General features: G+C 72.0%; 23 protein-coding genes. 10 read left to right on the top strand and 13 right to left on the bottom strand.

From position 1 onward, the window contains the following. Positions 1-114: 114 nt before the first annotated feature. The 3 genes from F5972_RS18925 to lon all read right to left on the bottom strand — a co-directional run bounded on the left by F5972_RS18925 (position 115) and on the right by lon (position 5276). On the bottom strand, positions 115-1650 hold the full coding sequence (locus tag F5972_RS18925) for an acyl-CoA synthetase (protein ID WP_150934872.1): 1536 nt from the start codon (positions 1648-1650) through the stop codon (positions 115-117). A 60-nt stretch (positions 1651-1710) separates the two neighbouring features. Next, on the bottom strand, positions 1711-2850 hold the full coding sequence (locus F5972_RS18920) for a Fic family protein (RefSeq protein WP_150934871.1): 1140 nt from the start codon (positions 2848-2850) through the stop codon (positions 1711-1713). Between the two features lie 65 nt (positions 2851-2915). Continuing rightward, positions 2916-5276 carry an endopeptidase La gene (gene lon, locus F5972_RS18915; RefSeq protein ID WP_150934870.1) on the bottom strand — a complete coding sequence of 787 codons (2361 nt, stop codon included), beginning with the start codon at positions 5274-5276 and terminating at the stop codon, positions 2916-2918. Between the two features lie 164 nt (positions 5277-5440). On the opposite strand from lon, the gene F5972_RS18910 reads away from it, so the two are divergent. Further along, complete coding sequence (locus tag F5972_RS18910) at positions 5441-6907, top strand: MFS transporter (RefSeq protein ID WP_225311629.1); 1467 nt, start codon at positions 5441-5443, stop codon at positions 6905-6907. Between the two features lie 51 nt (positions 6908-6958). On the opposite strand, the gene F5972_RS18905 is transcribed toward F5972_RS18910, so the two are convergent. Both F5972_RS18905 and F5972_RS18900 read right to left on the bottom strand, forming a co-directional pair. Continuing rightward, the gene (locus F5972_RS18905; RefSeq protein ID WP_150934869.1) at positions 6959-7549 is read right to left on the bottom strand and encodes an HAD-IA family hydrolase; all 591 of its coding nucleotides are present in this window, start codon (positions 7547-7549) and stop codon (positions 6959-6961) included. 30 nt (positions 7550-7579) lie between these two features. Continuing rightward, on the bottom strand, positions 7580-8413 hold the full coding sequence (locus tag F5972_RS18900; protein WP_150934868.1) for a hypothetical protein: 834 nt from the start codon (positions 8411-8413) through the stop codon (positions 7580-7582). 239 nt (positions 8414-8652) lie between these two features. Here F5972_RS18900 and arfB point away from each other — a divergent pair, with 239 nt between their 5' ends. Beyond that, the gene (arfB, locus tag F5972_RS18895; RefSeq protein ID WP_150934867.1) at positions 8653-9075 is read left to right on the top strand and encodes an alternative ribosome rescue aminoacyl-tRNA hydrolase ArfB; all 423 of its coding nucleotides are present in this window, start codon (positions 8653-8655) and stop codon (positions 9073-9075) included. 280 nt (positions 9076-9355) lie between these two features. Next, positions 9356-11110: a hypothetical protein gene (locus F5972_RS18885; RefSeq protein WP_191910201.1), complete on the top strand. Its 1755-nt coding sequence runs from the start codon at positions 9356-9358 to the stop codon at positions 11108-11110. A gap of 124 nt (positions 11111-11234) precedes the next feature. Here F5972_RS18885 and F5972_RS18880 read toward each other — a convergent pair whose 3' ends face one another. From F5972_RS18880 to F5972_RS18865, 4 genes are read right to left on the bottom strand one after another with little or no spacing between them, the layout of a single operon-like run. Next, the gene (locus tag F5972_RS18880; protein ID WP_150934864.1) at positions 11235-11711 is read right to left on the bottom strand and encodes an SRPBCC family protein; all 477 of its coding nucleotides are present in this window, start codon (positions 11709-11711) and stop codon (positions 11235-11237) included. Next, the gene (locus F5972_RS18875) at positions 11708-11950 is read right to left on the bottom strand and encodes a hypothetical protein (protein WP_150934863.1); all 243 of its coding nucleotides are present in this window, start codon (positions 11948-11950) and stop codon (positions 11708-11710) included. Before F5972_RS18875 ends, F5972_RS18880 begins: the two co-directional genes overlap by 4 nt. Positions 11951-11967: 17 nt before the next feature. After that, the gene (locus F5972_RS18870) at positions 11968-12603 is read right to left on the bottom strand and encodes a hypothetical protein (protein WP_150934862.1); all 636 of its coding nucleotides are present in this window, start codon (positions 12601-12603) and stop codon (positions 11968-11970) included. A 55-nt stretch (positions 12604-12658) separates the two neighbouring features. Next, positions 12659-13438, bottom strand: coding sequence for an HAD-IIA family hydrolase (locus F5972_RS18865; RefSeq protein WP_117410502.1), 780 nt, complete (start codon positions 13436-13438; stop codon positions 12659-12661). 169 nt (positions 13439-13607) lie between these two features. Between F5972_RS18865 and F5972_RS18860 the strand changes: the two genes are divergently transcribed. Further along, positions 13608-14669, top strand: a complete 1062-nt coding sequence (locus F5972_RS18860; RefSeq protein ID WP_150934861.1) for an LLM class flavin-dependent oxidoreductase — start codon at positions 13608-13610, stop codon at positions 14667-14669. 88 nt (positions 14670-14757) lie between these two features. On the opposite strand, the gene F5972_RS18855 is transcribed toward F5972_RS18860, so the two are convergent. The 3 genes from F5972_RS18855 to F5972_RS18845 all read right to left on the bottom strand — a co-directional run bounded on the left by F5972_RS18855 (position 14758) and on the right by F5972_RS18845 (position 16792). Beyond that, a complete protein-coding gene (locus F5972_RS18855; protein ID WP_150934860.1) occupies positions 14758-15288 on the bottom strand; it encodes a transmembrane transport protein in 531 nt (176 codons plus the stop codon). Continuing rightward, positions 15285-15818 (bottom strand): RNA polymerase sigma factor, encoded by a 534-nt coding sequence (locus F5972_RS18850; RefSeq protein ID WP_225311628.1) that lies wholly within the window; start codon positions 15816-15818, stop codon positions 15285-15287. The genes F5972_RS18855 and F5972_RS18850 overlap by 4 nt, the downstream gene beginning before the upstream one ends. Before the next feature lie 83 nt (positions 15819-15901). Continuing rightward, positions 15902-16792, bottom strand: a complete 891-nt coding sequence (locus F5972_RS18845) for a TIGR03619 family F420-dependent LLM class oxidoreductase (protein WP_150934858.1) — start codon at positions 16790-16792, stop codon at positions 15902-15904. Between the two features lie 23 nt (positions 16793-16815). On the opposite strand from F5972_RS18845, the gene F5972_RS18840 reads away from it, so the two are divergent. Further along, positions 16816-17679 carry a phosphotransferase family protein gene (locus F5972_RS18840; RefSeq protein WP_150934857.1) on the top strand — a complete coding sequence of 288 codons (864 nt, stop codon included), beginning with the start codon at positions 16816-16818 and terminating at the stop codon, positions 17677-17679. 18 nt (positions 17680-17697) lie between these two features. Then, complete coding sequence (locus F5972_RS18835) at positions 17698-17970, top strand: TFIIB-type zinc ribbon-containing protein (RefSeq protein WP_150934856.1); 273 nt, start codon at positions 17698-17700, stop codon at positions 17968-17970. 93 nt (positions 17971-18063) lie between these two features. Here the strand turns inward: F5972_RS18835 and F5972_RS18830 are convergent, their stop codons facing one another. Then, positions 18064-19032: a hypothetical protein gene (locus tag F5972_RS18830; protein ID WP_150934855.1), complete on the bottom strand. Its 969-nt coding sequence runs from the start codon at positions 19030-19032 to the stop codon at positions 18064-18066. Positions 19033-19281: 249 nt separating this feature from the next. On the opposite strand from F5972_RS18830, the gene efeU reads away from it, so the two are divergent. The 4 genes from efeU (at position 19282) to F5972_RS18810 (ending at position 24048) form a co-directional block, all read left to right on the top strand. Further along, positions 19282-20142, top strand: coding sequence for an iron uptake transporter permease EfeU (gene efeU, locus F5972_RS18825; RefSeq protein WP_150934854.1), 861 nt, complete (start codon positions 19282-19284; stop codon positions 20140-20142). A gap of 14 nt (positions 20143-20156) precedes the next feature. After that, positions 20157-21299 (top strand): iron uptake system protein EfeO, encoded by a 1143-nt coding sequence (gene efeO / locus F5972_RS18820; RefSeq protein ID WP_150934853.1) that lies wholly within the window; start codon positions 20157-20159, stop codon positions 21297-21299. Between the two features lie 82 nt (positions 21300-21381). Beyond that, a complete protein-coding gene (efeB, locus tag F5972_RS18815; RefSeq protein ID WP_150934852.1) occupies positions 21382-22632 on the top strand; it encodes an iron uptake transporter deferrochelatase/peroxidase subunit in 1251 nt (416 codons plus the stop codon). A 291-nt stretch (positions 22633-22923) separates the two neighbouring features. After that, on the top strand, positions 22924-24048 hold the full coding sequence (locus F5972_RS18810) for a hypothetical protein (RefSeq protein ID WP_150934851.1): 1125 nt from the start codon (positions 22924-22926) through the stop codon (positions 24046-24048). Positions 24049-24088: the final 40 nt, after the last annotated feature.

Here is a 24088-nt window from a genome sequence, read left to right as displayed (position 1 = left end):
CCGGTACAGGTAATACGATGGCGCATCGGCGATAAGGTCACGCTAAGCGATCAGCTACAGGGTCCCCCAAGCGCCCTACGCGTACTTTATGCGAGGCCGCCCGATGCTCACGGCTCAGGCCGTACGCTGCCGGTATTCGTCCCTGAGCAGCCGCTTGTACAGCTTGCCGCTGGCGTGGCGGGGCAGTTCGTCGCGGAAGTCGACCGACTTCGGGCACTTGTAGTGCGCCAGGCGCTCCCGGCAGTAGGCGATGAGCTCCGCCTCCAGAGCGGGACCGGCCTCCGCCGGGTCGAGCGGCTGCACGACGGCCTTGACCTGCTCGCCCATCTCCGGGTCCGGCACCCCGAAGACGGCCACGTCGGCCACCTTGGGGTGCACCGCCAGCACGTTCTCCGCCTCCTGCGGATAGATGTTCACACCGCCAGAGATGATCATGTACGAGCGCCGGTCGGTGAGGTAGAGGAACCCGTCCTCGTCCACGTATCCGATGTCTCCCAGCGTGGTCCAGCCGCGGCCTCGGGGGTCCCGCGCCGACGCGGTCTTCTCCGGGTCGTCGTGGTACTCGAACCGCGGCCCCTCGGAGAAGTAGACGATGCCGTGCTCACCCGCCGGCAGTTCGCCGCCGTCCTCGTCGCAGACGTGGGGGATCCCGAGCAGCGGGCGGCCGACCGTGCCCCGGTGCGTGAGCCAGTCCTCCGGCGAGGCGTAAAGGAAGCAGTTGCTCTCCGTCCCCGCGTAGTACTCGTGGATGATCGGGCCCCACCACTCCATCATCCGTTCCTTGACCTCGACGGGGCAGGGCGCGGCGGAGTGGACGGCGCAGCGCAGCGACGACAGGTCATAGCGCTCGCGCGTCTCCCGCGGCAGCTTGAGCATCTTGACGAACATCGTGGGCACCCACTGGGCGTGGGTGACCCGGTGCCGCTCGACGAGCGCCAGCGCCTCCTCCGGGTCGAACCGCTCCATCACGACGACGGTCGCGCCGAGGCGCAGGAAGGTCAGGCAGTAGCGCAGCGGGGCGGCGTGGTAGAGCGGCGCGGGCGAGAGGTACACACTGTCCGCCGTCGGCGCGAACATGTGCCCGATCAGCCGGAACAGGACCCCGGGAGCGTCCAGCGGCGCCAGGCTGAGCGGCGGCTTCACCCCCTTGGGCCGGCCGGTGGTGCCGGAGGAGTAGAGCATGTCGATGCCCTGGCACTCGTCCTCGACCGGCGTCGCGGGCTGCCCGGCCACGGCCTCCTCGTACGACGCGAAGCCCGGGGCGACGCCGTCGAGCATGAGCCGCGTCTCGACGCGGGGCGTGGCCTCGGTGACTGCGCTCGCGACCTCGGCGAGCCGCGCCGAGGAGATGAAGACCCGCGCCCCGCAGTTGTCGACGATGTACGACAGTTCGTCCGCCTGGAGGTGGGAGTTGATCGCCGTGTAGTACAGCCCGGAGCGGTGCGCGGCCCACGCGATCACCAGAAAGAGCGGGTGGTTCTCCAGCATGAAGGCGACGTGGTCGCCGGGACGCAGGCCGGCGGCCCGCAGCAGGTGCGCGAGACGGTTGGACTCCTCGTCGAGCTCCCGGTAGGTGATCACACGGCCGGAGCCCGCCATGATCACCGCCGGCTTGTCCGGCGTCACCGCCGCGATCGCCCCAGGGTGCATGACCGAAAGTTACTCGCTCCGCCACCGGTGCGGTAGGCGCGAGTTCCCGATGGCGTCCGCTCAGCGCTCCAGTGTGCGGTAGGGGTCGCGCAGCGGCGTGACCCGCTCGGCGAACGCGGCCTTGATCTCCGTCATCCTCGGCCCCGGGGCGTAGAAGCGGCCCTTCGTCTCGCCGTACGGCTGGAGCCATCCGGTGGCTGTCAGCTCGCGCAGGTCGCGGGCGGCCTGGCCCTGGCTCAGCCCCTCGTCGGCCTGGTACATGCCGCGGCGCAGCCGCCGGGAGACGAACACCTGGTAGAGCGCCGAGACCGTGCGCGGGTTCAGGCCCTGCTTCCCGGTCCACTCCTCCAGCAGCATCCACACCTCGCCGGCCTCCGCGAGCCGGCGCCCCACCCGCTGGGCCTGCATGTGGTGGCAGCGCAGGACGAATCTCACCCACGGAAGGGTGTCCCCATGCGGGCTCCACCGGCTGCGCCCGACCAGGCCGAGTACGTCGTAGTACTCGTAGGTGGTGCGGCCCTCGCCCAGCCACTCCTCGATCGAGGCGAACTCCGGCGTGGTGATCTGGTCGCGGCCGAGCACGAGCGTCTGCAGCGCCCGCGACCCGCGCCCGTTGCCGTCCCGCCACGGGTGGATCTTGACGAGGTTGAGGTGGGCCATCGCGGCGCGCACGTAGCCGGCGGCGTCGAGATCGCCCTCGTTGAGCCACTCGACCAGCTCCGCGAGCAGGCCGGGCACCTGCTCGTGGTCCGGGCCCTCGTAGACCACCTCGCCGGTGGCCGAGTTCCGCACGTAGATTCCGCCGGGCCGGACCGTGCCCGGGGTCTTGTTCATGTGGTGGCCGATCATCATGAAGTTCAGCGCGTGCAGCAGGCCGGCGTCGTAGCGGAAGGCCCACGCCCGCGAGAGGGTGCCGATGTAGGTGAGCGCCTGCTGGTACCCCGAGATCTCGCGGGCGACGGCCGCCGACGTCTCCAGGGGGTCCTCCCCCGACATGATCGACTCGATGTCCTCGACGCTGGCGTGGTAGCCCTCGATGGAGTTCGACCCCTGGATCGCCCGCGCCTGCAACTGCCTCCGCAGCAGGCCGTCCCACCGGTGCGCCTCGGCCAGCCGGTACTTCAGGTCGCGCCGCATCTCCTCGATCTCGGCGAGCACCTTCTCGTCCTCGGCCTCCAGCGCCGGTGTGCCGTACAACATGGGGCCATGACAGCACGAACGAATCATCCGGTCAAGCGACCGGATGATTCGTCCATTTATGCCGGTTAGGCGACGGCCTGCCGCGTGACCGTCGCGGGGGTCAGGGCCAGGTCGAGGACCTCGCGGACGTCGCTCACCGCGTGGACGGTGAGGTCGGCCAGCACCTCGGCCGGCACGTCGTCCAGGTCGGGCTCGTTGCGCGCGGGGATGAGCACGGTGGTGACCCCGGCCCGGTGGGCGGCCAGCAACTTCTGCTTGACCCCGCCGATCGGCAGCACCCGGCCGGTCAGGGACACCTCGCCGGTCATCGCCACGTCGCCGCGGACCGGGCGGCCCGACAGCAGGGAGGCCAGGGCCGTGGTCATCGTGACGCCCGCCGACGGGCCGTCCTTCGGGACCGCGCCCGCGGGCACGTGGATGTGCACCGACCGGTCCCGGAGCGACCCGACCGGCAGCTCCAGCTCCGCGCCGCGCGACCGCAGGAAGGACAGCGCGATCTGCGCCGACTCCTTCATCACGTCGCCGAGCTGCCCGGTGAGCGTGACGCCGGTCGCCCCGGTCTCCGGGTCGGCCAGCGACGCCTCCACGTAGAGGACGTCGCCGCCCGCGCCGGTCACCGCGAGGCCCGTGGCCACACCCGGCACCGCCGTACGCTGGCGGGCCTCCGGCAGGGACGACTCGGGCACGTGCCGCGGCCGGCCCAGGTAGGCGACCAGGTCGCCGGGGGCGACCGTCACCGGCAGCTCCGTCTCGCCGAGGGCGACCTTCGCCGTCACCCGGCGCAGGACGCGGGCGATCGACCGCTCCAGCGAGCGGACGCCGGCCTCGCGGGTGTACTCGCCCGCCAGGCGGCGCAGCGCCGCCTCCTCGACCGTCACGTCGGCCGGGGTGAGGCCCGCCTTCTCCAGCTGGCGCGGCAGCAGGTGGTCGCGGGCGATGGCGACCTTCTCGTCCTCGGTGTAGCCGTCCAGCGTGACGAGCTCCATCCGGTCGAGCAGCGGGCCGGGCACCTGCTCCAGGACGTTGGCCGTCGCGAGGAACAGCACGTCGCTGAGGTCGAGCTCGACCTCCAGATAGTGGTCGCGGAAGGTGTGGTTCTGCGCCGGGTCGAGCACCTCCAGCAGCGCCGCCGTGGGATCGCCCCGGTAGTCCGCGCCGACCTTGTCGATCTCGTCGAGCAGCACGACGGGGTTCATCGAGCCCGCCTCGCGGATCGCCCGGACGATGCGGCCCGGCAGCGCCCCGACGTACGTGCGCCGGTGGCCCCGGATCTCGGCCTCGTCGCGCACGCCGCCCAGGGCGACCCGGACGAACTTCCGGCCCATGGCGCGGGCGACCGACTCGCCGAGCGATGTCTTGCCGACTCCGGGAGGGCCGGCCAGCGCGAGCACGGCGCCGCTGCGGCGCCCGCCGACCACGCCGAGTCCCTGGTCGGCCCGGCGCTTGCGGACCGCGAGGTACTCCACGATGCGGTCCTTCACGTCGTCGAGGCCGGTGTGGTCGGCGTCGAGCACCGCGCGGGCGCCCGCGATGTCGTAGGAGTCGGTCGTGTGGACGTTCCACGGGACGTCCAGCACCGTGTCGAGCCAGGTGCGGATCCAGCCGGTCTCGGGCGACTGGTCGGAGGTCCGCTCCAGCTTGGCGACCTCCTTGAGCGCCGCCTCCCTGACCTTCTCGGGCAGGTCGGCGGCCTCGATGCGGGCCCGGTAGTCCTCCTCCTCGTCGGAGGGGTCGCCGCTCAGCTCGCCCAGTTCCTTGCGTACGGCGGCGAGCTGCTGGCGCAGCAGGAACTCGCGCTGCTGCTTCTCCATGCCCTCCTGAACGTCCTTGCGGATGGTCTCCGCGACGTCCATCTCGGCGAGGTGGTCGCGGGCCCAGCCGACGAGCTTGTCGAGACGCTCCGCGGGGTCGGCGATCTCCAGCAGCAGCAGCTTCTGCTGGATGGTCAGCCAGGGGGCGTACCCCGAGCTGTCGGCGAGGACGGCAGGGTCGGTGATCTGGTTGACGGCGTCGACGACCTGCCACGCGCCCCGCTTCTGCAGGATCGTGGTGGTCAGGGCCTTGTACTCCTTGGCCAGCTCTCCCGCTCTCGGCCCGGCGGCGACCGGCTCCAGCACCGTCGCCTCGACCCACAGCGCCGCGCCGGGGCCGGTGGTGCCGGTGCCGACGCGCATGCGGTGCACGCCGCGCACGACGGCCGCGGGCTCGCCGCCCGGCAGCCGCCCGACCTGTTCCACGACGGCGCTCACCCCCACCGGGCCGTAGCGGCCGTCCACGCGGGGCACCAGCAGGACCGTGCTCTCTCCACCGGCCCGGGCGGCGTCGATGGCCGCGCGGACCTCCGAGTCCGACAGGTCGAAGGGAACGACCATGCCGGGCAGGACTACCTCGTCGTCGAGCGGGAGGACGGGAAGGACCTGGGACATCAGCACTCCAATGGGTTGAGTTATGCCGACTCAACTAACAGGAGCCCGTCCCTGTTCCCTGTTCTGCGTCAGTTCGCTGTGAGCGATCGTAATCGTGTAATCGCTGTTCGATTCCCCCGATGCCGGGGCATGCCCACGCCTCCGGATGGCGCATGATGGCCTGCATGACATCCGGGCATATCCGACTCCGCTCGGCGACGGGCCGCTGGGTGCTGCTCACCACGGTCCTCGGGTCGTCCCTGGCGACCCTCGACGGCACCGTGGTCAACGTGGCCCTCCCCGCCCTCGGCCGCGACCTCGACGCCGGGATGTCCGGCCTCCAGTGGACCGTGAACGGCTACACGCTCACGATGGCCGCGCTGATCCTGCTCGGCGGGTCGCTGGGCGACCGGCTCGGCCGGCGCAAGATCTTCGTCGTCGGGGTGGTGTGGTTCGCCCTGGCCTCCGCCCTCTGCGGGATCGCGCCGAACGCCCCCGTGCTCGTGCTCGCCCGCGCCCTCCAGGGCATCGGGGCGGCCCTGCTGATCCCCGGCAGCCTCGCGATCATCCAGGCGAGCTATGTGCCGGACGACCGGCCCCGCGCCGTCGGCGCCTGGTCGGGGCTGGGCGGCGTGGCCGCCGCCGTCGGCCCGCTGCTCGGCGGGTGGCTGGTCGAGGCGGCCGGCTGGCGGTGGGTGTTCCTGCTCAACCTGCCGCTCGCCGCCGTCGTGGTCGGCGTCGCCGCCCGGCACGTGCCCGAGACCAGAGACACCGGGCCGCACGGCCGCTTCGACGTGCTCGGGACCGTCCTCGCCGCGCCCGCGCTGGCCGGGCTGACGTACGGCCTGATCCTGGCGGGTGACGGGCTGGTGCCGCTGGCCGCCGGGATCATCCTGTCCGTCTGCTTCGTGGTGGTGCAGATCCGGCGCTCCCCCCGGTCGCTCGTCCCCGTGGGGGTCTTCGCCTCGCGGGAGTTCACCGCGGTCAACGTCGTCACGCTGGTCATGTACGCGGCGATGGGGCTGGTGTTCTTCCTGCTGGTCGTCCAGCTCCAGGTGTCGGCCGGGCTGTCTCCCATCGCGGCCGGGTCGGCGATGCTCCCGGTCACGATCCTCATGCTGCTGCTGTCGTCCCGGGCCGGCGAGCTGGCGAGGAGGATCGGCCCGCGCCTCCCCATGACGGGAGGCATCCTGCTGTGTGCGGCCGGGCTGCTGCTCATGAGCCGCATCGGCCCGGGCACGTCCTACCTGGCCGACGTGCTGCCCGCGGCGTGCGTGTTCGGGCTCGGGCTGTCCGCCGCCGTCGCCCCGCTCACCGCGACCGTGCTCGCCACGGCGGAGGAGCGGTACGCGGGTGTCGCGAGCGGGGTCAACAACGCCCTGGCCAGGACGGGCGGCCTGCTGGCCGTCGCCGCCGTGCCGCCGCTCGTGGGGCTGACGGGCGACGCCTACGAGTCGCCCGCCGCGTTCACCCGGGGGTACCACACCTCGATGCTGGTCTGCGCGGTCATGATGGTCGTCGCGGCGGTCATCGCCTTCGTCACGATCAGGACGAACGTGCTCGCCGCGCAGGAGGTCGCGCCGCCCGCCCCCGAACGCCCGGACGAGGCGTCGCCGCTCGGCTCCCGCCCTCCGGCGAGTTCGGGCACCTGACGCGGGGGGTCTAGTGCGCCCCCTCCGCCCCGGGCACGGGGGGCCACGCGCTCAGCCGAGAAGCGACTTCAGGTCCTCGCGTAGGGCGGCGGCGTCGCGGAAGTGGACGGCGGCGAGCCCGGCCCGCTCGGCCGCCGCGACGTTCTCCAGCCGGTCGTCCACGAAGACGAGGTCGCCGGGAGCGACCCCGAGCCAGGCCACGGTCTCGTGGAAGATCTCCGCCTCGGGCTTCACCAGGCCCATCCGGCCGCTGTAGAAGCGTGGTCCGATCGGCCGCATGAACGGCAGGGCGTCGATGCCCTCGGCGACGCAGACCGGCATGTTGGACAGCAGCGCCATCGGCACCCCGACCTTGGCCAGCTCGTCGACGATCGCCACCGTCTCCTCGTTGGGCCGCGACCAGCTCGCCACGTCGAGGGCGACGACCTCGTCCAGGCCCGCGCCGCCCATCGGCCTGCCGTACACGTGGGACCAGTACGCGGCCGGGTCGAGCGAGCCGCGGTCGAAGTCGAGCCGCACCTCCCAGTAGCGGTCCTCGAACCCGGCCTCGGCCCCCGTGACGTACGAGGCCAGGCGGGCGACGTCCTCGGGGGCCTGGGGCAGGGAGACGACGTTGCCGTAGTCGAAAAGCACAGTCTTCATGGTCGTACGATCATAACGCGTGTGCGCGACTCAGGCGACGAAGGGCTTCAGATACTCGTTGGCACCCCCGCAGCGCAGGTAGTTGCGCACGGTGTGGAAGTCGAGCCAGTCGATGTCGCAGGAGACGTCCCGCTCGACGCCGTCGAAGCACGACGCCAGCGCGGCCGGGATGGCGGCGATGTCGTCCTTGTCGGCGATGTTGATCCAGCGGCGCACGCCCGGCGGGCGCGCTCCCCGGCCCCGGACCGGCACGGGGGCGAGCCGGTCGAACACGACGCGGCGCATGCCGAGGGGGCTGCCCAGCGTGACCAGCAGGTCGACGGACAGGTCGGGATGGGCCCACAGCGCCTCGTACGTGACCACGCTGCCGAGGGAGTGCGCGACGACGGCTCGGGGGCGGCGCCGGCGGATGACGTCGGCCACGGTGTCGCGGGCCCGTACGCGCGGGGCGCCGCCGCCGAGATAGGTGGCCACCTCCGGGCAGAAGTCCTGCGCGAAGCGCACCGCCGCGGGGCCCAGCCTCGCGAGCAGCCACTCGGCGAGCAGGTGCGCGATGCCGGTCAGCGACTCCCCCGCCGCGTCCCGGAACGGGCCGCCGAGCTGGGCGGCCCAGTCGGCGAAGACCAGCTTCGACGGAGTCGCCATCTGCCGCACCGGCCGGGGCGGGCCGCTGTGCAGGTGATGGGCGTAGTAGGCGATCTCGGTGAAGTAGTCGCCCGCGCCGCCCGCCCGTCCGCCCAGCCCCTGGTGCAGGTAGGCGTTCCACTTGGCCCGCACGGCCGCGGCGGCGCCGTCCGCCGATCCGCCGGCGTCCTCGTAGTAGTGGTACTTGCCGATGCCGTGCACGCCGACGATCGAGGTCATGCTCCCGCCCCACCATGTCGCCCGTATTCGGAACCCACCGGTTTCCGGAGGTCATGCGGTTTCCGGAGGTCATAGGGTTTTCGGAGGTCACTGTGCACGACGTGCTGGACCGTGACAACCACAAGCCGCGTTTACGGTGATAAATGACGCGCGCCGGTGGTATCTACACGGATAAGTTGTTCGTCCTGTCCGTTCGACCCGCCTGTTGGTCCCGTCCGTTCGACCGAAGAGGAATCGTCATGCCAGGCCCGCTGCCCGTCCGTGGCTCGATCGTCGTGCCGGAGGCCGAGCTGACCTGGCGTTTCTCCCGTTCGTCGGGCCCGGGCGGCCAGGGCGTCAACACCACCGACAGCCGGGTCGAGCTGGGCTTCGACGTCGCGCGCACGACCGCCTTCGGTCCGGTGCTCCGGGCCCGGGCGCTCGAACGCCTCGCCGCCCGGCTGGTGGACGGCGTGATCACGGTGACGGCCTCGGAGCACCGGTCGCAGTTGCGCAACCGCGAGGCGGCGCGGGAACGGCTGGCCGCCCTGCTCCGCGACGCGATCGCGCCGCCGCCCAAGCGGCGCCGTTCCACCAAGCCCTCCAGAGGCGCGGTCGAGCGCCGCCTCGCGGCCAAGAAGCACCGCTCCGACCTCAAGCGCCTGCGCCGTACGGAGGACTGAGCCCCTCGGCGGGCACGCCCGCCGCGCTCCCAGAATCCGGCGAAAAGGCCATATCCAAGGGCGTCGTCAACGAAGCGACAATCGGCGGGACAAGAGCTCCCCGACTGTCGTTTGCCGCTCCTTCGGCCGAGGAATTCGGCGGACGATCCGTGATGGATCCGAAGGAGAAATTCTCGCCGCGACCGGCACATCTGGCGGATTTCCGGCGAGAATCGACGCAGAAGGAATCACGTTGCCCAGAGCCAGCGACTTTGTCAGATTTCTCGCTATAAGCACCGCATTGATCATGCTCTCCCCGCTGCTCCACGGTGCCGCCACGGCCGCGGCGAAGGGAGACTCCGGCGGCACGGCCCTCCTTTCCGCGCCCCCGCCAGGCGGGAAGGGCAAGGACAGGAACAAGAACAGGAAGCGGCACTCGCAGCACGAGCGGCAGAACGGCACACAGACGCAGCACGCGCTGCGCGATCTCACCCAGGTCCTCGCACCGCTGCAGAAGGCGGTCACGGGCACGGGGGCGCTGCCGTACAACTGGCAGGCCGCGGACGGGAAGGCCGTCACCGCGGGCGACCTGAACGCCGTAAGGAGCGTGGGCGACGCGCCGGTCGGCGAGGAGATCGCGGGTCCCGGTGAGCGCGCTCCCGGCGACGGGCGGGGCGGCGCGCCGGGCGATCCCCGGACGGATCCCGCGGACCCGGCCGACCCTCCCGTGGTGGGGGCGCAACCGGTCCCGACACCGGTCCCGATGCGCACCACCAGCCCCGCCGACTTCACCCTGCACTGGGACGACCGGAACGGCCCGTACGCCTACGACGATCTCAACGAACGGCTCCGCACCGATCTGCGGTTCTCGCCGCCGGGCTACCGCTACAGCACGGTGTCGGAGGTGCTGGCCGGCTCCCTGCCGCGCGGCCCCTTCGCCAACCGGAGGTGCCCCATGCCGGTGCAGGACAGCGGAGCGCTGGTCACCCCGCAGGGCGACCGGGTCCGTGACGTCGTCGACTGGTTCTGCCTGGCTCCGGGCGACGCCACCGGCCCGTGGACGCCGCAGGGGATCAGCGGCACCTGGGACTCGACCGCCCAGGGCACGGCCTACGACGACACCGCGCGGGCGTTCGTCTTCTCGTGGCACGGGCCGGCCAACGACGAGTCGCGCGTGACGTTCCTGAACGAGGTGGGCGTCGGGCCGTTCAACCACTACCAGCACGTCCTTCTGGTGAATCCGTTCCAGAGCGAGAGCGGGGCCGTCTCCTTCGGGCCCATGCGGATCCACGCGGGCGGAGTCGTCTGGTATCACCAGTACCTGCTCGTCGCCGACGACAACCGGCAGCATCCGGAGAACAACGGCATTCTCGTCTTCGACCTGCGGGATCTGTTCGATCTGTCCCTGAGCGCGGTGAGCGACATCGGTACGACGGGAGGGCCGATCGGCCTGCGGGGCGGCACCTACTACACGAACGGATACCGGTACATCCTGCCCCTGCGGGGCATCTGGCGACCGGGGATCACCGGGGTGCGCTGCCGGTCCAACAGCAGCCCGCCGTGCTTCGGGTATCTCGGCCTCGACCGGAGCACGACGCCGCCGAGCGTCCTCACCGGCGAGTGGTGCGACCCCCGTGAGCCCACCCCGACCTGCCGGCCGGCCGCCGGGCAGGCGGCGCCGACGGGCCGGGTCGCGCGGTACGCCATGGCACCCGACGCCGGCGTCTGCGACCGCGGCTGCCTCGCGTACGGCGCGGACGGCAGTGCGCGCGCGACCCAGGCGTTCACCCAGCCGACGCCGTGGACCCAGGGCAGCGTCTCGTGGAACGGCCTGTACCAGTTCACGATGAGCAACAACAGGACCGCCACGCTGGGCCGGCGGTACGAGGCCGTGCCGGGCGGACAGCCGACGCCGCACTTCGCGGGCAGGGGCGTGCAGGACCTGTACTGGCACCGGTCCGCCGACCCGGCCCAGCCGCCGATCCTCTGGTCGCTCACCGAGGGGGAAGGGGTGAAGAACCGGATCCTGTACGGCGTCGACCCCTGGGTCCGGTGATCCGCCGGACCCTGTGAGCCGCCGCGGCGAGCCGTGACGCCGGTCGTTCTCCCGGAGGCCCCCGGCCCCGGGAGAACGACCGGCCGAACCGGCCGGCGGTCATCGGCGGGGACGCCCGCATCCTCTACCGATCTCCTCCGGACGTCTCGAGGTGGGCGGCGATGGCCTCCTCCCAGGAGAGGAGGAACGCGGGGTAGCCGTCGGCGAACCCGGCCAGTTCGGCCTCGGCCGCGGCGGTCAGCGGAGTGAGGTCGTAGGTGACCGTCACGTCGCTGTGCCCGTCCTCGCCCGGCGCGAGCGTGACGCCGACCGTCCCGGCGTGGACTCCCTCGCGCACGCGGGCGTAGGAGACCGACGAGCCGGGCTCGCGGGGGTCATGAGTGCGGTGGAGGACGATCCAGGTGGTGATCGCGCCGTCCGCGCCGGTCTGGAAGACCGTCCCCGGCGCCGTGTCGTCCGCGACCTTGTCGGGGAACCGCGGCTCCCAGCCCTCGACCCACTCGCGCTCGCCGTACGGCGTGAAGAGCCGGAACGCCTCGGCCGGCGGGAGCGCGACCCGCAGGCCGCCGGTGAGACGGCGGCGTCGCGGCGCGGCGCTCACCTCTCCTCCAGCAGGTGGGCGTCGGCGGCCGTGAGCGTCAGGCCGTAGACCTCTCTGAGCTGCCCGATCTTCGTGAGGGTCTCCGGCCCGAACGGCGCCTTGCCCTCGAAGGCGTGCAGGACGATCCCCTCGACGAGGTCGCCGAGGGAGATGTCCAGGTATTCGGCCAGGCCCTTGAGCACCTTCAGCGTGTTGCGTTCGACGCGCAGGCCGGTCTGGGTGCGCTCTACTGTTACCATGGTAACAAGTTACCACCCTAGATTCGCCGGTCCTCCATCTCCCAGATGTGGTCGGCCACGTGCCAGACGATCCGGCGGGCGGCGTAGCGGGCCGGCCATCCGCCCTCGACGAGCGGCCCGCCGTCCGACGGCCGCGACAGGACACGGACGATGTCCTCGCGCAGGGCGGCCAGACCGGCCGTGTCCTTGAACGGCTTGTGCCGTACGCCGATCTTCCTGGCGTAGGCCCGCTCGGCCTCGACGACGTGGGCGACCATCTTGTCCCGGTCCCTGCCGCCGCCCCTCGGGCCCTTGCGCAGCTCCTCGGGGGACGCCGCGGCCACCTCGGCGAAGACGTCCCACGCCGCCCGGGCGAGGGCGACCGTACGGGCGGCCTCCGGCGCGCCCACCGGCTCCCGGTCGAGGCCGGGGATCGCGCCGATCGCGCCGAAGTCCGTGTTGCGGTCTCCCTTGACCCGCTCGACGATCTCGGGGTCCCCCGGCGCGAACTCCAGCCCGGCCCGCCCGGCGATCACGCGGTAGCGCGGCGTGTAGTCCAGGAGGGCCTCGATCGCGGCCTCCTCGGTCCTGCCGATGCGGCACCAGCCCGGCCAGTCGGCCGAGCAGGCGAAGACCCTCTTGGGCCCGATCTCCAGATAGACGCGGTGGTTCATGGGGCCAGCATGGCAGCGGTACCTGCCAGCCCCTGTCAGGTTCCCGCCCGCCGGATCAGACGAGGTCGATGAGGTCGGCCACGGAGTTGACCACCTGCGTGGGCCGGAAGGGGTACCGGTCGATCTGGTCCTTCTGGGTGACGCCGGTGAGCACCAGGATCGTGTTCAGGCCCGCCTCGATGCCGCAGACCACGTCGGTGTCCATACGGTCGCCGATCATCGCGGTGCTCTCGCTGTGCGCGTCGATCTGGTTGAGCGCGCTGCGCATCATCATCGGGTTCGGCTTGCCGACGAAGTACGGCTCGACCCCGGTCGCCTTGGTGATCATCGCGGCGACCGCGCCGCAGGCCGGCAGCGAGCCCTCGGTCGACGGGCCGATGGGGTCGGGGTTGGTCGCGATGAACCGGGCGCCGTTGTCGATCAGCCGGATCGCCCGGGTTATCGACGTGAAGCTGTAGGTGCGGGTCTCCCCCAGCACCACGTAGTCGGGGTCGAGGTCGGTCAGCACGTAGCCGACCTCGTGCAGGGCCGTGGTCAGCCCCGCCTCGCCGATGACGTACGCCGAGCCCTCGGGCCGCTGGTCGGCGAGGAACTTGGCGGTGGCCAGCGCGGAGGTCCAGATCGACTCGGCGGGCACGTCCAGCCCCGCCGCGCGCAGCCGTACGGACAGGTCGCGGGCGGTGTAGATCGAGTTGTTGGTGAGGACGAGGAACCTCTTCCCCGACTCCTTCAGCCGCCTGATGAACTCGTCCGCGCCCGGCACCGGCTGGCCCTCGTGGACCAGTACGCCATCCATATCAGACAACCACGACTCAATGGGCTTTCGCTCGCTCATGCGTCCAAGCATGGCAGGTGACGGGGCACCGAAGCACATTTCGCCGGGCACCGGGAATTATCCGGATGCGACCTCAGGTTGGGGCGAACATGAGCGAGCGAAACAGACAGGACGGCACGCACGGCCCGACCGGCCCACGCGATCCCGGACCGCGCGGCGAGGGAGTGGCATGAGCGGCGAGGATGCGATCCGCGGCGTGCCGCGCGGGACGGCCGGAGTGACACTGTCGATCCTGGAGCTCGCGACCGTCGGCGAGGGCCAGACGGCCACCGAGTCGCTGCGCGACGCCACCGAGCTGGCCCGGCGGGCCGAAGAGTGGGGGTATCACCGCATCTGGGTCGCCGAGCACCACGGCATGCCCGGGGTGGCGAGCTCCTCCCCGGCCGTGCTCATCGCGCATCTCGCGGCGGCCACCCGGACGATCCGGATCGGGTCGGGCGGCGTGATGCTGCCCAACCACGCCCCGCTGGTGATCGCCGAGCAGTTCGGCACGCTGCACGCGCTGCACCCCGGCCGGATCGACCTCGGCCTCGGCCGCGCCCCGGGCACCGACATGGCGACGGCGAACGCGCTGCGCCGCTCCGCCGAGGTGGACCCCGACGACTTCCCCCGGCAGGTGGCCGAGCTGACCGGGTTCCTCGACGGCTCCTTCCCGTCCGGGCACCCGTACGAGAGGATCCGGGCCGTGCCGGGCGGGCCCGACTCGGCGGCCACGGGCCGGCCGCCGATCTGGCTGCTCGGATCCAGCGGGTTCAGCGCCAGGCTGGCCGGGCTGCTGGGGCTGCCGTTCGCCTTCGCCCACCACTTCAGCGCCGCCAACACCGAGCCCGCGCTCGACCTCTACCGCTCCTCCTTCCGTCCCTCCGAGGTGCTCGACCGCCCGTACGCGCTGATCGGGGTGGCGGCGGTCGCCGCCGACACCGAGGAGGAGGCGCTGCGGCAGGTCATGCCGGGCGCGCTGTCGTGGCTGCGGATGCGCCACGGCCGGCCCGGCCGGATGCCGACTCCCGAGGAGGCGCTGGCCTATCCGTACACCCCGATCGAGCGGGACTTCGTCCGCGACCGGCTGTCGACCGTCGTGCACGGCGACGCCGAGACCGTCCGGGCCGGGCTGGAGGAGCTGCGCAAACGCACCGGGGCCGACGAGCTGATGATCACCACGATGGTCCACGGCGCCCCGGCGCGGCTGCGCTCCCACGAGCTCGTCGCCCGCGCGTACGGCATGATCTAGCGCCGCATCGAGCAAGTCCGCGCTCACCTCGGGAGGGCCGGCGAGCCGACTGGGGTGATCCTGTCGTTCACGGCGGCCTCCTCGGTGATCAGGATGAGTCCGGACGGTGCGTTCCGGGGATTCGGGCGGTGTCCTCTCGCAGAGCGTCCCGCAGCCGCAACAACTCGCGACGCCGGGCCCGCGCTCGGACCAAAACAAGTCCTGCCGCGGCGACGAGCGCGACACCGGCCAGGGCAGTGGCCAGGGCCTCGGCCGTGGTACCGCGTGCCGCGGCCAGTGCCGTCCCGGCCACGCCGGTCACCACGGTGACCACGAGCGCGAGCCAGGCTCCCAGCACCCGGTCCCGGGCGAACAACGGCCGGCGCCTGCTCAGCGTCCAGCCGGCGAAGGCGGCCCAGGCCAGCCCGATCGCGATCAGCGCGGCGAAGGCGGCCTGGGTGCGCGCGGGAAGCGGATACGGCTCTGTGGCCCACAGCACGGCGATCAGTGCCGCCGCACACCCTCCCGCCAGGCCCACCGCCACGTGGCGCATCCGGGAGCCCAGCGAGATCTCCGCAGCCAGCGCGCGCTCGAGTTCCGTGGGCACATCCCGCCGAGCTGCGGGAGTCTGCTCGCTCATGCCTCATATCCCCTTTCGGCAAGGGCACTGCGCAACATTCGGCGTGCGCGGTGCAGCCTGCTCTTGACCGTGCCGGGCGGTACGCCGAGCACCTCCGCGCAGACGGTCAGAGGCAGATCCTGCAGGTGGAACAGGATCAGCACCTCACGCTCCGGAGGCGGCAGTTCGCCAAGACCGGCTTCTACCTGCATCGTGGTCAGCACGTCGCCGAGAGAGTCGTCGCCGGCGACGGCGTCCGCCTCCTCCATGGACGTCTCCGAAGCCTGGTATGCCTGCCGCAGGTGGTCGGCGACCGCGCGCCGAGCGATGGTGAACAGCCACGGGGCGAACCGCTCCGGCTGCCGCAGCCGTGGCAGTCCGCGCACCACGGCGACCCACACCTCCTGGGAGAGATCGTCCGCGAGGTGCGGCGAGCCGACCATGCCCCGCACGTAGCGCCACACCGGGGCATGCCAGACACCCACCAGCTCCCGGAAGGCTTCTCGCTCCCCGAGCTGGCAGCGCACCACCAGCAGCCTGTCGTCGCTCACCGCACCCACCTGTCTCGCGCCACACGTCAGAGAGACAGTCGGCATTCAAGGCGGAAAGGTTCACCGGACCCGAGCGGCGCCCGCTACGGGGCGAGGGCGTCGAGGGCCTCCTCGGCACGGCGCAGGGACTCTCCGGGGTCGGCCTCGGGGTTGCCGATCTCGGGGTCGAAGTTGAGGTCGTGGAACACCTCGGTCACCCCCCTGGCCGCGAGCTCCTCGACGTCCCGCCGGATCTTGTCGTACGGCCCGGTCAGCGGGCCCTCGTCCGCCGGGCGGACGCGGGTGACGCCTCGTACGACGAACCGCAGCGCGTCCGGGTCGCGTCCGGCCTCCCGGGCCGCCTCCTTCACGATGGCGATCTGCTGGTCGATGGTGCCGAGGTCGGCGCGGCTGGAGCTGATCCAGCCGTCCGCGATCCGCCCGGCGCGCTCCAGCGCGACCCGCGCGGTGCCGCCCAGCAGGACGGGCGGCGGCGTGGCGGGCCGGGGGTCCTGGTGGGAGCGCGGCACCTCGTAGAACTCGCCCCTGTGCTCGACGACGTCCTCGGTCCACAGCCGCCGCAGCAGGCCGACGTACTCCTCCGCGCGCCTGCCCCGCCGCTCCATCGGCACGCCGGACGCGGTGAACTCCTCCGGCAGCCAGCCCAGCCCGAGACCCACGTCGAGCCTGCCGCCGGACACCTGCTGCAGGGTGGAGAGCTGCTTGGCCAGCAGCACCGGGCTGACGAACGGCAGGTTGAGCACGGCCACGCCGAGCCGTACCCGCTCGGTGATCCCCGCCAGGTACGCGAGCGCGACGACCGGGTCCTGCACGCTCCGGTAGACGGGCCCCATCGCGTGGCCCTCGGGATAGAGCAGCCGCTGGAACGCCCACACCCCGTGGTAGCCGAGCTCGTCGGCGCGGCGGGCGATCCGCCTCATGTTCTCCGGCGTCGCCCACGAGCCCGACACCGGCACGGCAAATCCAATCCTCATACCCGCACACTAGGGTGTCCGCCGTGGACGATCATCGCTTACAGGCCGGCGACCTGGCCCGTCTGGCGGGACATGACGGGCCGGTGACGGTGCTGAAGCGGACCAAGGTGCTCGTGGTCCGGGCCGGCGACGTGGTCGTCAAGGCGCACCCGCCCGGCACCGACGAGGAGGCCCTGCGCGCCCGGCTCGACGCGGCCCGCGCGCTCGACGGCGTCATGCTGGCCCCGCTCGGCCTCGAACGGCTGGACGGCCGCCTGGTCACGATCTGGCCCGCCGGCGAGCCGCTGACCATGGACGACGTGGAGGCGGGGGCGACGCCGTGGGAGGAGGGCGGCCGGCTGCTCGCGCGGCTGCACGCCCGGCCGGTCCCCGCGGGCCTGCCGCCCGCCGGAGGGCCGTCGCGGCTGCCGCGGGCCATGGCCGACCTGGCGTCGGCCGGCGTTCCCGCCTCCGTCGCGGCGCCGATCCTGGAGGCGTACGCGACGCTGCCGCCGGCGCGGGAGGGCGGCGCGCTGACGCACGGCGACTGGCACCTCGGCCAGATCGTCCGGCACGGCGGCGGCTGGCTGCTGATCGACCCCGACGACCTCGGTCCGGGCGACCCGGCCTGGGACCTGGCCCGTCCCGCCGCCTGGTTCGCCGCCGGGCTGCTCGCCCCGGACGACTGGGAGCGGCTGCTCACCGCCTACCTCGCGGCGGGCGGGACCGCGGTCTCCGCGGACGACCCGTGGCGGGAACTCGACGCGCCCGCCCGGGCGTTGACCGTTCAGCTGGCCGCGACGGCGGTGGCCGCGGGGGCGAGAGCCGGGGAACCACCCGACGACGCCGCCGAGGCACTGGTGTCCGCCTGCGGGAGGATCGTCGCGGCCACCCGTGCCGGGACCTGACAGAGGGAGAGTTCGTACATGCAGTGCCCCAAGTGCCGTGGCCGGATGCGGACGTTCGACCGCAACGGGGTCCACATCGAGCAGTGTGACAACTGCCGCGGCATCTTCCTCGACTACGGCGAGCTGGAGACGCTGACGAACATGGAGGCCCAGTGGGCCCAGCAGACCTACGCTCCCCCGCCGCCGGCACACGGCGGCCCCGCCTGGGGCGGCGGCCACCACGGAGGCCACCATGGGGGCCACTACGGCCACCGGCGCAACAGCTGGGTCGGCATGCTGTTCTCGAGCTGAGCGCCATCCGTCGCGAAGGAGGCCGCGGCCCGGTCACGGGTCGCGGCCTCCTTCATGTCCTCGTTCATGTCCTCGGTCATGTCCTCCGTGCGGTCAGACGGGGAACGCGTCGGGGTCGACGTCGCTCGTGCTGGCGTTCCCGCCGAACACGGTGTTGAGGGTGAGGGTCCAGTTGTCCCAGCTCACCCGGCCCGCCGAGTAGACGGTGCGGAAGCGCAGCGGATCGTCGAACTTGGAGAAGCCGCAGTCTCTGGTGAACGCGCGGGCGCCCCTGTCGTAGTCGGCCCCGGTGGTGAAGTAGACGCGGTAGGTCCCGTCCTTGACGTTCGCGAGCTTCGCGTTCGCCCCCTTGCGCACGTAGACGCTGACCGCCTTGCGCCCGCCGCGCACGAGGGTGACGACGCCGTCGTGCGATCCGCCGTTCTTCACGGTCAGGGCGCCCCGGCCGCCGCGGATCGCCGACAGCAGCACCGTGCCGTTGCCGAGGCGGCGGGTGTGCCGGGCGGGCGGCTTGAGCGGGACCACCGGGTAGTCGCCGGCCTTCGCCAGGTCGTCGGCGGACGCCCGGAAGCTCTTGAAGTCTCCCGACGCGCCCAGCTTCGCCAGCACGGCCGTGCCGTTGCACAACGCGTGCGACGAGACGTCCTCGTCCAGCGCGCCGAGCCTGCCGTTGAGGGCGCGCAGCGCCGCCACGTAGTCGGCGTGCTCGGGGGCGACGTCCCCGGGGGGCCGCAGGGCCCCGAGCCGCGCCACGGCGGACTCCAGTGCGCTCTCCGCCCGCCCGATGCGCTGGTGGAGCGACTTGAAGGTACGCGCCTTGACGATGGCGGCGAGGGCTGTGCCCGCGGGGCGGCGGGCGGCGGCGAGCGCGCTCCGGTACGCCTCCGGGGTCATCGCCGCCGGTTCCGTGGAGGAGGCGGCGGCCGACGTCCCCGCCGTGTCACCGGAGGCGTTCCCGCCCGTTCCGCCGGGCTGCGCCGTACAGGCGGCGAGCGCGCAGGTCGCGGCCAGTGCGGCGACGACGCCGGGAACGGGGCGTGTGAAGGTCCGAGGGAAGATCACCCGAGACACTGTCGGCCTGTCGGCAGGCCCTGTCAACGCGATTCAGGACATAGGTCGCCAACCGAGACCTACGCCGCCCGCCCGGCAGCGGGAGGGAGGCGGACCACGGTGTGGCAGCGCCGCGCTCACCTGCCCCAACGGTCCCGCGAGGTGACAAAGACCCTACCCGGTTACTCGGCATCGTGGTCTTGTCGGTAAGGTGAACCTGACCTAAGTTAGGTAAGGCTTACCGACTATCCGGAGGGCGACGTGTTCGCGAGTTACCTCATCGGCCTTCGCGAGGGCCTGGAGGCGACCCTGGTCGTCTCCATCCTGGTGGCCTTCCTCGTGAAGAGCGGCAGGGGTGACCGCCTGCCGCTGGTCTGGGCCGGTGTCGGAGCCGCCGTCGCGCTCTCCGTGGCGTTCGGGGCGTTGCTGACGTTCACCGCGGCCAACCTCGGCTCCCGGCAGCACGAGATGTTCGACGCCTTCGCCTCCCTGGCCGCGACCGTCTTCGTCACCTTCATGATCTTCTGGATGCGTACCGCGGCCCGCCGGATGTCGGGCGACCTGCGCGAGAAGCTCAGCGACGCCCTGCAGCTCGGGTCCGTGGCCGTGGTCGTGGTGGCCTTCCTGTCGGTCGCCCGCGAAGGGCTGGAGACCGCCCTGCTGTGGTTCGCCGCCGTCCAGGGCGCGACCACCAGCGCGAGCCCGCTCACCGGCATCACGCTCGGCCTGCTCACCTCCGTCGCGCTGGGCTACGGGCTGTACCGCAGCGCGGTGCGGATCAACCTCACCAAGTTCTTCACCTGGACCGGCCTGCTGCTGATCCTGGTCGCCGCCGGGATCTTCAAGTACGGCGTGCACGACCTGCAGGAGGCGGGCCTGCTGCCCGGCCTGAGCACGTACGCCTTCGACATCAGCGGCGTGCTCGACCCCGGCGCCTGGTACTCGACGCTGCTGAGCGGCATGTTCAACATCACGGCCCAGCCCAGTGTGCTGGAGACCGTCGCCTGGGTCGCCTACGCCGTGCCCGTGCTCGTGCTGTTCCTGCGGCGGCCCTCGGCCAAGGCGCCCGCCGGCACCGCCCCCCAGTCTCAGCAGCCCCAGTCTCCCCAGCCCGCTTCGTGACCGGAGTCCACCCGATGCGCACCCCCACCGTCCTGGCCGTCGTGACCATGGCCCTGGCAGGCCTCACCGCGTGCTCGTCCTCCGGCTCCGGCTCCGGTGCCGACACCGAGGCGACCGCGGCGGGCTCCGGCGCGATCGCCGTGGCCGCCACCGACACCGAGTGCAAGGTGGCGAAGTCCGACCTCGCGGCCGGCACCTCGACCTTCGCCATCACCAACAGCGGCACGAAGGTCACCGAGTTCTACGTGTACGCGCCGGGCGACCGGGTGATGGGCGAGGTGGAGAACATCGTGCCCGGCCTGACCCGCGAGGTCGTGATGGAGCTTCCCGCCGGCATGTACGAGACCGCCTGCAAGCCCGGGATGACCGGCAAGGGCATCCGCGGCCCGCTCAAGGTCAGCGGCGAGCACAAGCCGCTGAGCGGCGACGCCGGGCTCGCCGAGGCCGTGGCCAGCTACAAGCGCTACATCAAGAGCCAGTCCGACACGCTGCTCGACAAGACCAGGGAGTTCACCGAGGCGGTCAAGGCCGGCGACGTGGCCGCCGCCAAGAAGCTCTACCCGGTCGCCCGCACCTACTGGGAGCGGATCGAGCCCGTCGCCGAGGTCTTCGGCGACCTCGACCCGGCCATCGACGCGCGGGAGAACGACGTCCCGGACGGCGAGGAGTGGACCGGCTTCCACCGCATCGAGAAGGACCTGTGGGTCAAGAAGGACGTCGGCGGCGACGGCCCGATCGCGGACAAGCTGATGACCGACGTGAACACGATCGTGACGAAGTCCGCGACGGTCGACCTCTCCCCCGTGCAGCTCGCCAACGGCGCCAAGGGGCTGCTGGACGAGGTCGCCACCGGCAAGATCACCGGCGAGGAGGACCGCTACTCGCACACCGACCTGTGGGACTTCGACGCGAACCTGCAGGGGTCGAAGGCGGCCGTACAGGCACTGCGCCCGGTCCTGGAGGAGCGCGACGCCGATCTGGTCAAGACGCTCGACGCGAAGTTCGCCGACGCGGAGGCGGCGCTCGGCCGGCACCGCGACGGCGACGGGTGGAAGCTGCACACCGAGCTGTCCAAGGACGACCTGCGGGCGCTGTCCGACGCGATCAACGCGCTGGCCGAGCCGATCAGCAGGGTCGCGGCGGTGGTGGTCAAGTGAGCCCGCGAGGCGGTACGGAAGGCAGTCCCGAAGGCACGGCGACGAGGGGGCGCACCATGTTCGAGGTGGAGGAGGAGGCACCGTGAGCGAGGGCTTGAGCCGCAGGCGGCTGTTCGGCCTCGGCGCGGCGGGGGTCGCCGCCGTCGGAGCGGGCGCGCTCGCCACCCGGTCCCTCGCGGAGCAGCCGGTCGCGCTCGCCTCCGCCACCTCCGACGCCGTCCCCTTCTACGGCGCCCACCAGGCCGGCATCACCACCCCCGCCCAGGACCGGCTCCACTTCGTGGCCTTCGACGTGATCACGAAGGACCGGGGCGAGCTGGTGGAGCTGCTCCAGGAGTGGACGGCGGCCGCGGCCCGGATGACCCAGGGCAGGGACGCCGGCACCTTCGGTGCGGTGGGCGGCGCGCCGGAGGCGCCGCCGGACGACACCGGCGAGGCCCTCGGCCTGCCCGCGTCCGGCCTGACCCTGACCGTCGGCTTCGGCCCCTCTCTGTTCGACGGCCGGTTCGGCCTCGCCGACCGCAGGCCGCCCGCGCTGGCCGACCTGCCCGCCTTCCCGGGTGAGGACCTCCAGCCCCAGATCTCCGGTGGGGACATCTGCGTGCAGGCGTGCGCGCACGACCCGCAGGTGGCGGTGCACGCGATCCGCAACCTCGCGCGCATCGGCTTCGGCAAGGTCTCCGTGCGCTACTCGCAGCTCGGCTTCGGCCGCACCTCGTCCACCTCCCGGGCGCAGGCGACGCCGCGCAACCTGATGGGCTTCAAGGACGGCACCAACAACCTCAAGCTGGAGGACACCTCCATGCTGCGCGACCACCTGTGGGCCGCGCCCGGCGACGGCCCGGCCTGGATGGACGGCGGCTCCTACCTCGTCACCCGCAAGATCAGGATGCACATCGAGACCTGGGACCGCGCCCCGCTGGCCGAGCAGGAGGCCATCTTCGGCCGGGACAAGGGCAAGGGCGCGCCGCTCACCGGCAAGGAGGAGTTCGACGCGCCGGACTTCGCCGCGAAGGGCCCGGACGGGCAGCCGGCGATCGCCGGCAACGCACACGTACGGCTCGCGCACCCCGACGCGCACGGCGGCGCGCGGCTGCTGCGGCGTGGCTACAACTTCGTTGACGGCTCCGACGGCCTCGGGCGGCTCGACGCGGGCCTGTTCTTCATCGCCTACCAGCGCGACCCGCACAAGCAGTTCGTGCCGATCCAGCGCATGCTGGCGCAGAAGGACGCGCTGAACGAGTACATCAAGCACGTCTCCAGCGGCCTGTTCGCCTGCCCGCCCGGGGTGATCGACGGCGGCGACTACTGGGGCCGCACGCTGTTCGCCTGAGCGCGGGTCCCGCCCGGCCCTCAGGGCCGGGCGGTCCTACAGGGCCAGGCAGTGCGGCAGGGCCGACGCGGGACACCGGCGCCCGATCCAGCTTGTCCTGCAAATAGCACTTTGCCCCTTTTCGGGGGTAACGACATTCAGGCCGAAGAGGTCCTGATCGTCGCGTCGATGAATTCGTCGTGAACATGCACCGAATTTCGCGCGATACCCCTTTCCTTTCGCTCGTGAATTTCCCTTGTCTCCCATAATTCGGGTACGGGGATCAGGGCCACGGGGCGAAGGAAACCGGGAATGAAGCGGTGGATCGGGATCGGGCTGGCGTTGCTGCTGGGTGCGGCCGTCGTCCTCGCCCTCGTGCTCGGCGACGACCGGGGCGACGGCGACGGGCAAAGCGGCGGCCAGGGGGCGCTGACGACGGTCCGCGGCGTCATCGGCTCGGAGAAGAAACCCTTCTTCGACGACCCCGCGGTCAGGGCGGCGTTCGCCCGGCACGGGCTGCGGGTCGAGGTCGACACCGCCGGATCCCGCGAGATCGCGTCCACGGTCGACCTGGGTCCGTACGACTTCGCCTTTCCCTCCAGCGTCCCGGCGGCGGAGAAGATCCGGCAGGCGCGCAAGATCACCCGGACCTACTCCCCGTTCTACTCGCCGATGGCGGTCGCGACGTTCCAGCCGATCGTGGACGTGCTGGCGAAGGCGGGGGTGGTCCGCGACTCGGGCGCGGGCTACCAGGTCCTCGACCTGCGGCGGTTCCTCGACCTCGTCGCCCGGGGCACCCGCTGGGACGCGCTGCCCGGCAACACCGCGTACCGGGCGCGCAAGCGGGTCCTGCTGACCACCACCGACGTCCGCACGTCGAACTCCGCCGCCATGTATCTCGCGGCGACCAGCTACGTGGCCAACGGCGACGACGTCGTGAGCTCGCGGGAACAGGTCACCGCCGCGGCGGCGAAGATCGCGCCGCTCTTCCTCGACCAGGGCTACTCCGAGTCCAGCACCGAGGCGCCCTTCGAGGACTATCTCGCGCTGGGGATCGGCAAGACCCCGATGGTGGTGATCTACGAGGCGCAGTACGCCGCGCGGCTGTTCGCGGGAGGCGGGGCCGTCCGGCCCGGCATGCGGCTGCTCTACCCCGCGCCGACCGTGCTGAGCAAGCACACGCTCGTTCCGCTCACGGCCCGGGCGGCCGAGGTCGGGCGGCTGCTGCAGGAGGACCCGGAGTTCGCCCGGCTCGCCGCGAGGTACGGCTTCCGCACCGCCGATCCCCAGGTGTTCGCGGACCTGGTGACCAAGGCGAAGGCGCCGATCCCCGCGAGCCTGGTCGACGTGGTCGAGCCGCCCGCCTACGACCGCCTGGAGGAGCTCGTCGCGACCATCGAGCAGCGCTATCTGGCGGGTGCGAAGCCGTCGTCCTGACCCCCCGGTTTCTTAGGCAGGGCTCCACGCGGAGCTCCAC

Source organism: Microbispora cellulosiformans (assembly GCF_008728085.1).
In the GTDB taxonomy this organism is placed as follows: domain Bacteria; phylum Actinomycetota; class Actinomycetes; order Streptosporangiales; family Streptosporangiaceae; genus Microbispora; species Microbispora amethystogenes.
This window is presented reverse-complemented; position numbering and strand designations above follow the sequence as displayed.